The organism is Nonomuraea sp. 3-1Str (genome assembly GCF_031570565.1).
Taxonomy (GTDB): domain Bacteria; phylum Actinomycetota; class Actinomycetes; order Streptosporangiales; family Streptosporangiaceae; genus Nonomuraea.
The window spans coordinates 241,905-252,794 of record NZ_JALHBK010000011.1; the positions used below are offsets into that span (position 1 = coordinate 241,905).

Sequence of the window (10,890 nt, forward strand, 5' to 3'; positions counted from 1 at the left end):
GGCACGGGCCCGCCCCGGCCGACGACCTGAGTGAGCGTGGGGACCGTTGGGGCTGGTGTGCCTGGTGTGACACCGGTGTAGGTACCCGGCGGTCCCGACGGCGGCGGCCATGGATCGTCCCCGATTCGGCCATGTGATGGGGCAGGGCGCAGAGTGGCGGCAAAGGACGCAGAAAAGGGGACCCGCGGCGCCACCGCGAGTCCCCTTCCCTCACGCCACGGTCAGGCGGGCACCGAGGCCACGCCCGGCGGCAGGAAGCGGGGCCGCGCGAACCCGGTCCGGTCCAGCAGCGGCGTGGCGCCGCCCAGGTGGAACGGCCAGCCCGCGCCGAGGATCATGCACAGGTCGATGTCCTGCGGGGCCGCCACCACGCCCTCGTCGAGCATGATGCGGATCTCCTCGGCCAGCGCCTCCAGCACGCGCCGCCGTACCTCGTCGGCGGTGGACGGCGCGTCGCCGCCCGCGAACAGCGCCACGGCTTCCGGGTCGAGCGAGAAGTCGGGGGCGTACACGCCCGGCTTGCCGGAGGCGACGAGCTTGGCCATGCCCGCCGAGACGCCGAACCGGGCGGGGAACGCCGCGTGCAGAGTCTCGGCCACGTGCAGGCCGACGGCCGGCCCGACGAGCTGGAGCAGCGCGAACGGCGTCATCGGCAGCCCGAGGTCGTCCAGCGCGTGCTCGGCGACCTCCAGCGGCGTGCCCTCGTCCACGGCGGAGATGACCTCGCCCATGAAGCGCGTCAGCAGCCGGTTGACCACGAACGCCGGCGCGTCCTTGACCAGCACCGACGACTTCTTCAGCGTCCTGCCGACCGCGAACGCGGTGGCGAGCGTCGCGTCGTCGGTCGAGGCGCCCCTGACGATCTCCAGGAGCGGCATCACCGCGACGGGGTTGAAGAAGTGGAAGCCGACCAGCCGCTCCGGACGCGCCAGCTCCGCCCCCATCTCGGTCAGCGACAGCGACGAGGTGTTGGTGGCCAGCACGCACTCCGCGCCCACCACGGCCTCGACCTCGGCGAACACCTTCTTCTTGACCGCCATGTCCTCGAAGACGGCCTCGATGACGAAGTCGGCGTCCGCGAACGCGTCCTTGGTCAGCGACCCGCTGACCAGCGCCTTGAGCCGGTTGGCCTGGTCGGCCGACACGCGGCCCTTGGCCAGCAGCTTGTCCACCTCGGCGTGCACGTAGCCGACGCCCTTGTCGAGGCGCCCCTGGTCGAGGTCGGTCAGGACGACCGGCACCTCCAGGCGGCGGGCGAACAGCAGCGCCATCTGCGAGGCCATCAGCCCCGCGCCCACCACGCCGACCTTGGTGACCTTCCGCGCCAGCGACTTGTCGGGCGCGCCCGCCGGCCGCTTGGCCCGCCGCTGCACCAGGTCGAAGGCGTACAGGCCGGCGCGCAGCTCGTCGCTCATCAGCAGGTCGGCCAGCGCCTCGTCCTCGGCGGCGAACCCCTCGTCACGGGAGGCGGTGCGGGCCCGCGCGACCAGGTCGAGCGCCCGGTACGGGGCGGGCGACGCGCCGCGCAGCTTCATGTCCACGAGGAACCGCGCGTCCGCGACCGCCTTGTCCCAGTCGTCACCGTCATGCGAGCGACGCTCGACCGCGACCTCGCCGTTGACGACCCGGGCCGCCCAGCGCAGCGACTCCTCCAGGAAGTCGGCGGGCTCGAACATGGCGTCCGCGACGCCCAGCTCGTACGCCTGGGCGCCCTTGACCATGCGGTTCTGCGACAGCGGGTTCTCGATGATCAGCTTGATGGCGTTCGCCGGGCCGACCAGGCGCGGCAGGAGCTGCGTCCCGCCCCAGCCCGGCACCAGGCCGAGGAAGCACTCCGGCAGCGCGACGGCCGGGACGCCCGAGGAGATCGTCCGGTACGTGCAGTGCAGCGCGATCTCCAGGCCGCCGCCCATCGCCGCGCCGTTGACGAAGGCGAAGGACGGGACCGCCAGCTCGCCCAGCCGCCGGAACACGTGGTGCCCGAGCGCGCCGATGGCCAGCGCCTCCTGGCGCGAGGCGACCGAGGCGGCGCCCTTGAGGTCGGCGCCGACGGCGAAGATGAACGGCTTGCCGGTCACGCCCACCGCGGCCAGGTCGCTCCGGGCGGCGATCTCCGACAGCGCGCCGTTCAGCGCGAACAGGCCGTGCGGGCCGAACGTGTTGGGCTTGGTGTGGTCGAAGCCGTTGTCCAGCGTGATGAGCGCCATCGTGCCGGCGCCGTAGGGCAGCTCGACGTCGCGGACGAGCGCCCTGGTGACGACCTCGTCAGAGTTGCGCTCGCTCAGCAGCGCCCGCCAGGTGTCGAGATTGCTCATGCCAGGTTCTCCCAGATCACGGTGCCGCCCATGCCCATGCCGACGCACATGGTGGTGATGCCGTAGCGCACGTCCGGGCGCTCGGCGAACTGGCGGGCGAGCTGCGTCATCAGCCGCACGCCCGAGGAGGCCAGCGGGTGGCCGAAGGCGATCGCGCCGCCGTACGGGTTGACGCGGGGGTCGTCGTCGGCGATGCCGAAGTGCTCCAGGAACGCCAGCACCTGCACCGCGAACGCCTCGTTGATCTCGAACAGCCCGATGTCGGAGATCGACAGCCCGGCCAGCCGCAGCGCCCGCTCCGTGGACGGGATCGGGCCCACGCCCATCACCTCGGGGTCCACGCCGGCGAACGCGTACGACACCAGCCGCATCCTGGCCGTCAGCCCGAGCTCCTCGGCGACCTCGCGGGCCGCCACGACGCAGCCGGTGGCGCCGTCGTTGATGCCGGAGGAGTTGCCCGCCGTCACGCGCCCGTGCGGCCGGAACGGCGTCTTCAGCGCGCCCAGGCCCTCCATCGTCGTGCCCGGGCGGGGCGCCTCGTCCTCCACCGCGAGGCCCCAGCCCTTCTCGGCCGTCCTGATCGCGGTCGGCACCAGGTCGGGCTGGATCTTGCCGTCGGCGTACGCCTTGGCCACCTTCTCCTGCGACAGCACCGCGTACGCGTCGGCGCGCTCCTTGCCGATCGTGGGGTAGCGGTCGTGCAGGTTCTCGGCGGTCATGCCCATGACCAGGGCGCTCGGGTCGACGAGCTGCTCCGACAGGAAGCGCGGGTTGGGGTCGACCCCCTCGCCCATCGGGTGGCGGCCCATGTGCTCGACGCCGCCCGCGATGGCGACGTCGTACGCGCCGAACGCGATGCCGCCCGCGACCGTGGTCACCGCGGTCATCGCGCCCGCGCACATGCGGTCGATGGCGTAGCCGGGGACGGACTTCGGCAGCCCGGCCAGCACCGCGGCCGAGCGGCCGATGGTCAGGCCCTGATCGCCGATCTGGGTGGTCGCGGCGATCGCGACCTCGTCCACGCGCTCCGGCGGCAGGCCCGGGTTGCGCCGGATGAGCTCGCGGATGACGCGGACGACCAGGTCGTCGGCGCGGGTCTCCGCATACAGCCCCTTCGGCCCCGACCGGCCGAAGGGGGTGCGCACGCCGTCGACGAACACGACGTCACGAGAGGAAGGCACGGGGTTCGCTCCTCGTTGCTGGACTGCTGTCGGGCCCATGCTACTCGTCAGTAACTAGAACCGGGACGCGGGCGGATGGGAGTGGTGAAAGGGGAGGTGTATCTGAGGTTGGGAACAATTTATGAGCTTGCTGTGAAATATCCGGACAAAGGCGGGTGGAATCTGTTAGGAAAGGTCGCGCACAGCTATGGACTAGAGAGGTCACAGAGTGTCGCGCGACGAGAACGATAGGTCGTACGAGGACGGTCAGTCACGGCCGTTGAACCCGGAGCTGACCGGCGACGTGCTGTCACCTCGGTACAGCAACGACGACACGGATGAGCAGCCGGCCATCGTGGTCTCGGGCAACGAGACGTACATCATGCCGTCCGACGGCGCGCCCCTTGAGCGGTATCCCCCGCAGGACGCGGCGACGCCGTACCCCTCGGAGGGGACGTCCTCGTACGTGCCCCAGGACGGCACGGCCCCGCACGCGGACGCCCTGTACAGCGACGCGCAGCACGCGGACGCCCTGCATGCGGACGCCCTGGACGGGGACGCCCCGTACGTCGACGCCCTGTACGGGGACGCCCAGCACGGCAACGCCGGGTACGGCGAGACCGAGGGCGGCGCCCACCGGGTGGACGGCGAGCAGGCGGGCTACGCGGACGCCGACAGCGGCTCCCACCGGCTCCAGGACACGGGCCACCTGCAGGACGCGGACGACTATGGCGACCATGCCTATCTCCCGCTCGACAAGGGTTACGAGACGTCCGCCGACGACGAGGACGGCGAGCCGCGGCGTGGCTTCCTCGGCTCCGGCTGGACCGACGCGAACCAGCAGAACACCGCCGACAAGGAGGTGCGCCGCCGTACCAAGCTGCTGGTGGCCGCCGCGGCCGCCGTCGTCGTCCTCGGCGCCGGGGCCGGCTGGATGCTGACCGGCACCTCCTCCGACGACCCGTGCGCGACGGACCGCTGCGCCAGCGCGGGCCGCGTGAGCGCGCCGCCCACGTCGGCCGTCCCCGACCCCGAGGACACCGGCGAGGCCGCCGACGAGCCCGACGAGTCCGCCACGCCCGAGCCGTCCACGTCCAGCACGGTCGCCCCCACCCCGACGGCGGCCCGCGTCCGGGTCAGCCGCACCCCCGAGCCGCGCGTCACGCGGACCCGCTCCGTCGAGCCCACGACCCGCGCCACCGGCAGGGCCAGCCGGCAGCCGACGACCGTCGACGACGCCGCCACGACGCGCGACGACGACGTGGAGGCCAAGACCAGCGAGCAGCCCACCGCGCCGGCCGCCACGACGCAGGCGCCCGCCGCCACCACCCAGGCGCCCGCGCCGGCTCCGTCGGAGACGCAGAAGGGCCTGTTCGACATCCTGTTCCCGTGGAGCTGACAGGCTGAACGGCGCCTGATCTGGCCTCCCGGCGCCGGGCGTGTAAGGATGCGGACCCGGGGGCCGGTCTGACAGACTGGGAAATCGCTTTCCGGGGAGGTCTCGTCGTGGTCACGCTGGAGGACGTCGCCAGGCAGGCGGGCGTCTCGCTCGCGACCGCCTCGCGGGTGCTGAACGGCAGCACCCGCCAGGTGGGCGCCGACCTGCGGGCGCGGGTCGAGAGAGCCGCCGACGAGCTGGGCTACCGCGCCAACATGGCCGCCCAGACGCTGGCCCGGGGCGCGAGCAACGTCATCGGCATCGTCGTCCACGACCTGACCGACCCCTACTTCGCCGCCCTCGCCGACGGCGCCATGCGCGCCGCGGCCGGCGAGGGCCTGCTCGTCATGGTCGGCACCACGCACCGCGACCCCGAGCAGGAGATCGCCTACGTCGCCACCATGAACGCCCAGCGCGTGCGCGCCGTCCTGCTGGCCGGCTCGCGCGTGGACGACCCCCAGACGACCGGCCGGCTGCGCCGCGAGCTCGAACGCTACCGCTCCAGCGGCGGCCGGGTCGCCTGCGTCGGCCAGGACCTGCTCGGCGTCGACACCGTGGCCCCCGCCAACCACGAGGGCGGCGCGGCCCTGGCCCGCTCCTTGGCCGGGCTCGGCCACACCCGCTTCGCCGTCCTCGCCGGGCCGCCGCACCTGATGACCGCCCGCGACCGGTGCGACGGGTTCGTCGCGGCGGTCAAGGAGCTCGGGCTGCCGGAGCCGCGGGTCGTCCACGGGCCCTTCGACCGCGACGGCGGCTACACGGCGGCGGGGGAGACGGGCGACGCGACGTGCGTGTTCGCGGTCAACGATGTGATGGCCGTCGGCGCGCTGGCCGCCTACCGCGACCGGGGGACACGGGTGCCGGACGACGTCTCGGTGGCGGGCTTCGACGACATCGCCACGCTGCGCGACCACGTACCGGCCCTGACGACCGTGCGGCTGCCGCTGGCCGACATGGGCGCCCGCGCGCTGGAGCTGGCGCTCGCGGCGGGCGAGACGACGACCGTGGACCACGTCGCCGGCGAGGTGGTCCTGCGGGAGAGCGTGCGGGACATCCGCTGACGCCCGGCATCGACACGCCCCGCACCGGCACGCCCGAGACCGGCCGGCCACGCACCCGGGTGCGCGGACCACGACCACACACGGACGACACATGAGGGAGACGCGGTGAAGCTCGCGGTCAGCACACTCGGAATGCCCGGCGAGGGGCTGGACAGGGCGATCGAGGTGGCCACGGCCCACCGGTGCGACGGCCTCGAACTGCGCCTCCACCCCGACACGGGCGTCCACCGCGGCCTCACCCCCGAGGAGCGGCGCTCGGCGCGCGAGCGCGTGGAGGCGGCCGGGCTGGAGATCTCCGCGCTGGCCGGGTACGTGCGGGTGTGCGAGCCGGGCCCCGACGGGCCGCTCGTGGAGGCGCTGCGCGCGGACCTGGAGCTGGCGGCCGACCTCGGCGCGCCAGGAGTCCGGGTGTTCCCGCGCGGCGACGACCCGGCCGTGGGCGCCCGCCGCCTTCGCGCCGTCTCGGACGCGGCCGCCCGTCTCGGCGTCCGGGTGCTCGTCGAGACTCACGACCTGATGCCGACCGGCGCCGCCGTGGCCGGGCTGCTGGAGGCGGCGGACCGGCCCGGGACGACCGGAGCCGTCTGGGACCTGCTGCACCCGTGGCGCCACGGCGAGACCCCCGCCGACACGCTGGCCGCGCTCGGGCCCTGGCTGGAGTATGTGCAGGTCAAGGACGCCGTCTCGGCCGAGGACACGACGCCGGTGCCCATGTGGACGGGCTCGGTGCCGCTGGACGAGGGCGGCGAGCTGCTGCGCGCGGCGGGGTACGACGGATGGGTGTCGCTGGAGTGGGAGCGGACCTGGTATCCGCAGGTGGCTCCGGTGGAGGAGATCCTGCCCGGCGCCGCCGAGTGGGTCCGCCGCTTCGCCCCCGCCTCCGGGACCGTGCCCGGGGATGCCGTGCCGGGGGATGCCGTATGAGGGACAAGGTGCTGGTCGTCGGGATGGACGGCCTGCGCTTCGACCGTCTGGTCGCGATCCGTCCGCCGGTGCTGTCGGCGCTGATGGCGACGGGCGCGTACGGCACCAGCACCCTCCCGTACGGCGAGCCCGAGGCGCCCCGCACCGAGTCTCCGGGCCAGATCGTCCCGGAACACCTCGCCGCAGCGGACACATCCAGCCGGCTCGTCCCCGCGGGCGCGGAAGGCTCCCTTCGCACCATCCGGGCGCGGACCGACTCCGGGCCCGGGTGGGCGTCGATCGCGACCGGGGTGTGGCCGGACAAGCACGGCGTCGTGGACAACGGCTTCGGCGCCGAACAATTCACGCCTCCGCAGTTCACGAAATATCCGGACTTTCTGACGCGAGCCCAGGAGGCCCGCCCCGACCTCGTCACCTCCGCGTTCTTCTCGTGGGCCGCCCTCGCCGAGCACGGCGCGTTCGGCCCCGCCATCGGCACCCGGTTCGTGCTCGACGGGTACGCCATCACCTGGAGCGTCGCCGACCGCCAGGTCGCCGCGGCGGCCCGCGAGCACCTGGAGCTCACCGGCCCCGACCTGTCGTTCGTCTACCTCGGCGACACCGACGAGGTGGCCCACGCCCTCGGCCCCCTCTGCCCGGAGTACGCCGACGCGCTCCTGCTCCAGGACGCGTACCTCGGCGGCTTCCTCGACGCGGTCCGTGCGCGGCCGTCGTTCGGGCACGAGCGGTGGACGGTCCTGGTCACCACCGACCACGGCCACGTGGACGCGGGCGGCCACGGCGGGGTCTCGGGGGAGGAGCGGACGGTGTTCGTGATCGGCGCGCGGCTGGGCGAGGACCTGGGCGGCGTCCGCCTCCAGGAGCCGCGGCCCGTGGACGTGGGGCCCACGGCGCTCGACCGGCTCGGCATCGAGGTGGACCCGGCCTGGGACCTGGACGGAGTGCCCCTGGTGTTCTGAGGCCGCCGACTTTTCATCAGGTGTTGAATTTTTGTTCGCGAGGGGTGACACTCGTGTCCAGAAGCTGAACACCGAGGGCGAGGCAGATGAACACGGCACTGGACTTCTCCGAGATCGACGCCGCCATGCTGGCCGAGGTGGGCGGAAAGGCCGCCAACCTGGGGGAGCTGACCAGGGCCGGGCTGCCCGTCCCGCCCGGCTGGGTGCTCACCACCGACGCCTACCGCCAGGCCGCCGAGGCCGCGAACTTGGACGAGGTCGTCACCGCGGGCGGCGACGGGCTGGCGGCGGCGGCCAGGGAGCGCCTGCTCCGGACCCCGCTGCCCGAGCCCGTGGCCCAGGCCGTCATCGCCGCGTACGAGCGGCTCGGGAGCGGCCCGGTCGCGGTGCGCTCGTCGGCCACGGCCGAGGACCTGCCGTACGCCAGCTTCGCGGGGCAGCAGGACACGTACCTCAACGTCGTCGGCGCCGACGCCGTGCTCGACGCGGTCCGCCGCTGCTGGGCGTCGCTGTGGACCGACCGCGCCGTCTCCTACCGCGCGTCCAACGGCATCGACCACGCCTCGGTACGGCTCGCGGTGGTCGTCCAGGAGATGGTCGAGGCCGAGGTCGCCGGGGTGATGTTCACCGCCGACCCGGTCACGGGGCGAAGGCGGCGGGCGGTCATCGACGCCAGTCCCGGCCTGGGAGAGGCGGTCGTCTCCGGAGCCGTGAACCCGGACCGCTTCGTCGCCGACCCCGCCACCGGCCAGATCCTCGAACGCCGCCCCGGCGACAAGCGCGTGGTCATCCGCTCCCTGCCCGGCGGCGGCACCGAGCGCGTGGACCGCACCGGCTCCCCGGAGCCCTGCCTGACGGACGCCCAGGTCCGCGAGCTGGCCACGCTGGGCGCGCGCGTCGAGCGGCACTACGGCGCACCGCAGGACACGGAGTGGGCCATCGACGCGGCCGGCGCGATCTGGCTCACCCAGGCCCGCCCGATCACCACGCTGTACCCGCTGCCCGCCCCCACCCGCGACGGGCTGCGCGTCTACTTCAGCCTGAACGTCGCCCAGGGCGTCATGGGCCCGCTCACCCCGATGGGTCTGGCGGGCTTCCAGCTCACCGCGTCGGGAGCGGCGGGCCTGTTCGGGCGCCCCCCGGCGGACCCGAGGGGCGGCCCCGCGTTCATGTCCGTGGCGGGGGAGCGGCTCTGGCTGGACCTGACCACCGCCGTGCGCAGCCGCGCCGGCCGCGCCATCCTGCCCACGGCGCTGACGCTCGGCGAGGCCCGTACCGCGGCCGTGCTGAACGACCTGTTCGACGATCCCCGGCTGTCGCTCGTCCACACCTCGCGCCGGCCGTTCCTGAAGGGGCTCGCCCGCTTCGCCCGCACTGTCAACGCGCCGGTCCGCGTCCTGGAGGCGCTGGCCAGCCCGCGCACCGCCCTGGCGTACACGCGGCGGCTGGGCGAGCAGCTCGACCGGCGGCTGCGCGTTCCGGACGGCGCCACCCCCGTCCAGCGCATCGACCACGCGGAGCGCATGCTCCGCGGCGTCTTCCCCGCGATCGTCTCCGTCATGCCGATCGTGATCACCGGGTACGGCCTGTTCGCGCTGGCGTCGCGGCTGTCCGGGATGCCCATCTCCGAGATGCAGGGCGTGCTGCGCAGCCTGCCCGCCAACCCCACCACCGAGATGGACCTGGAGCTGTGGAACCTGGCCACGCGGGTGGAGCCCCAGCCGTTCCGGGAGCTCCCGGTCGGTGAGCTGGTGCGCCGCTACCGCGCCGGCGAGCTGCCGCCGAAGGCCCAGCGGGGCGTCGAGCGCTTCCTCCAGCGGTACGGCCATCGGGGCGTCGCCGAGATCGACCTGGGGCTCCCGCGCTGGTCGGAGGAGCCGGCGCACATCCTCGGCGTCCTGGCCAACTACCTGCGCATGGACGACCCCGGCGACCTCGCCCCCTCCGCCCTCTTCGCCCGGGGCGATGAGGAGGCCCGCCGGGCCGTGGACGCGATCGCCGCACGGGCCGGGCGCCGCGGCTTCGCGCGGGCCGCGGTCACCCGCTTCGCGCTGCGCCGCACCAGGCGGCTGGCGGGCCTGCGGGAGCTGCCCAAGTTCTACCTGGTCAAGGTCCTCGCGGGGGTACGGCGGAGCATGCTCGTGGTGGGGGAGCACCTGACGGCCGCGGGGCTGCTGGACGAGCCGGGCGACGTGTTCTTCCTCCGCTTCGAGGAGGCCAGGTCCGCCCTGGCCATGACGCCGCCCACCCCGTCCGGTACGGCTCCCGTCCCGCCGGGAGCGCCGGCCGGGTCATCCGGAGCGGCTCCCGCCTCGGAGGAGCCGGCGTCGTCCGGGCAGGGGCTGCGGGAGCTGGTGGCGGCCCGCCGGGCCGGCTACGAGCAGGAGGCGCGGCGCCGCCACGTGCCCCGCGTCATGCTGTCCGACGGCACCGAACCGGAGGCCGTCGCCGCCGCCACCGCCCACCCGTCCGGCACGGCTCCCGAGGGCGCGCTCACCGGCACGGCCGCCTCGGCCGGCACGGTCACGGGCCCGGCCCGCGTGGTGCTGGACCCGGTGGGCGCCCACCTGGAGCCCGGCGAGATCCTCGTCTGCCCGTCCACCGACCCCGGCTGGACGCCGCTGTTCCTCACGGCGGGCGGCCTGGTCATGGAGATGGGCGGCGCGATGTCCCACGGCGCGGTGGTGGCCAGGGAGTACGGCATCCCGGCCGTGGTCGGAGTCCCGGACGCCACCCACCGCATCACCACGGGCCGCCGGATCACGGTCAACGGCGCCGCCGGCACCGTCACCCTCGACTGAGCCAGGTGCGCATCCGCTTCCCCGCGATCACCGAAAAGCTCCGGCGATGAAAGCGGCTGCCCGCGACAGGCGTGCGGGCAGCCGTCCGGGAGGCGCGTCTACAGTGTCAGGGTCCATCCGTTGATGTAGCCCTTGTCGCCCTTGGCGAGGTCTTCGGCTTGGAGTTTCCAGGTTCCGCTGGCGGGTGAGGTGCTGGCGTTGACCCAGTAGTTCTCGTCGATGTTGTCGGTGC

Annotated in this window: 8 protein-coding genes; 5 read left to right on the plus strand and 3 right to left on the minus strand. The window is 73.9% G+C overall.

What is annotated here, in order from left to right; translation table 11 throughout:
• Nucleotides 1–221: 221 nt before the first annotated feature.
• Nucleotides 222–2,315, minus strand: a complete 2,094-nt coding sequence (locus MTP10_RS20005; RefSeq protein ID WP_310710998.1) for a 3-hydroxyacyl-CoA dehydrogenase NAD-binding domain-containing protein — start codon at nt 2,313–2,315, stop codon at nt 222–224.
• Nucleotides 2,312–3,475 (minus strand): thiolase family protein, encoded by a 1,164-nt coding sequence (locus tag MTP10_RS20010; RefSeq protein WP_310711014.1) that lies wholly within the window; start codon nt 3,473–3,475, stop codon nt 2,312–2,314. Before MTP10_RS20010 ends, MTP10_RS20005 begins: the two co-directional genes overlap by 4 nt.
• A 229-nt stretch (nt 3,476–3,704) precedes the next feature.
• Between MTP10_RS20010 and MTP10_RS20015 the strand changes: the two genes are divergently transcribed.
• The 5 genes from MTP10_RS20015 (at nt 3,705) to MTP10_RS20035 (ending at nt 10,658) form a co-directional block, all read left to right on the plus strand.
• Complete coding sequence (locus MTP10_RS20015) at nt 3,705–4,874, plus strand: hypothetical protein (protein WP_310710999.1); 1,170 nt, start codon at nt 3,705–3,707, stop codon at nt 4,872–4,874.
• 107 nt (nt 4,875–4,981) lie between these two features.
• On the plus strand, nt 4,982–5,974 hold the full coding sequence (locus MTP10_RS20020; protein WP_310711000.1) for a LacI family DNA-binding transcriptional regulator: 993 nt from the start codon (nt 4,982–4,984) through the stop codon (nt 5,972–5,974).
• A 105-nt stretch (nt 5,975–6,079) separates the two neighbouring features.
• Complete coding sequence (locus MTP10_RS20025; RefSeq protein WP_310711001.1) at nt 6,080–6,898, plus strand: sugar phosphate isomerase/epimerase family protein; 819 nt, start codon at nt 6,080–6,082, stop codon at nt 6,896–6,898.
• The gene (locus MTP10_RS20030; protein WP_310711002.1) at nt 6,895–7,857 is read left to right on the plus strand and encodes an alkaline phosphatase family protein; all 963 of its coding nucleotides are present in this window, start codon (nt 6,895–6,897) and stop codon (nt 7,855–7,857) included. The genes MTP10_RS20025 and MTP10_RS20030 overlap by 4 nt, the downstream gene beginning before the upstream one ends.
• A gap of 86 nt (nt 7,858–7,943) precedes the next feature.
• Nucleotides 7,944–10,658, plus strand: coding sequence for a PEP/pyruvate-binding domain-containing protein (locus MTP10_RS20035; RefSeq protein WP_310711003.1), 2,715 nt, complete (start codon nt 7,944–7,946; stop codon nt 10,656–10,658).
• A gap of 98 nt (nt 10,659–10,756) precedes the next feature.
• Here the strand turns inward: MTP10_RS20035 and MTP10_RS41985 are convergent, their stop codons facing one another.
• Complete coding sequence (locus MTP10_RS41985) at nt 10,757–10,879, minus strand: proprotein convertase P-domain-containing protein (RefSeq protein WP_397334483.1); 123 nt, start codon at nt 10,877–10,879, stop codon at nt 10,757–10,759.
• Between the last annotated feature and the right edge of the window lie 11 nt (nt 10,880–10,890).

What these genes read in the sequence shown, in the direction of transcription:
- MTP10_RS20005 (WP_310710998.1), bottom strand. Translation starts at nt 2,315, where the DNA reads ATGAGCAATCTCGACACCTGGCGGGCGCTGCTGAGCGAGCGCAACTCT.
- MTP10_RS20030 (WP_310711002.1), top strand. Translation starts at nt 6,895, where the DNA reads ATGAGGGACAAGGTGCTGGTCGTCGGGATGGACGGCCTGCGCTTCGAC.
- MTP10_RS20035 (WP_310711003.1), top strand. Translation starts at nt 7,944, where the DNA reads ATGAACACGGCACTGGACTTCTCCGAGATCGACGCCGCCATGCTGGCC.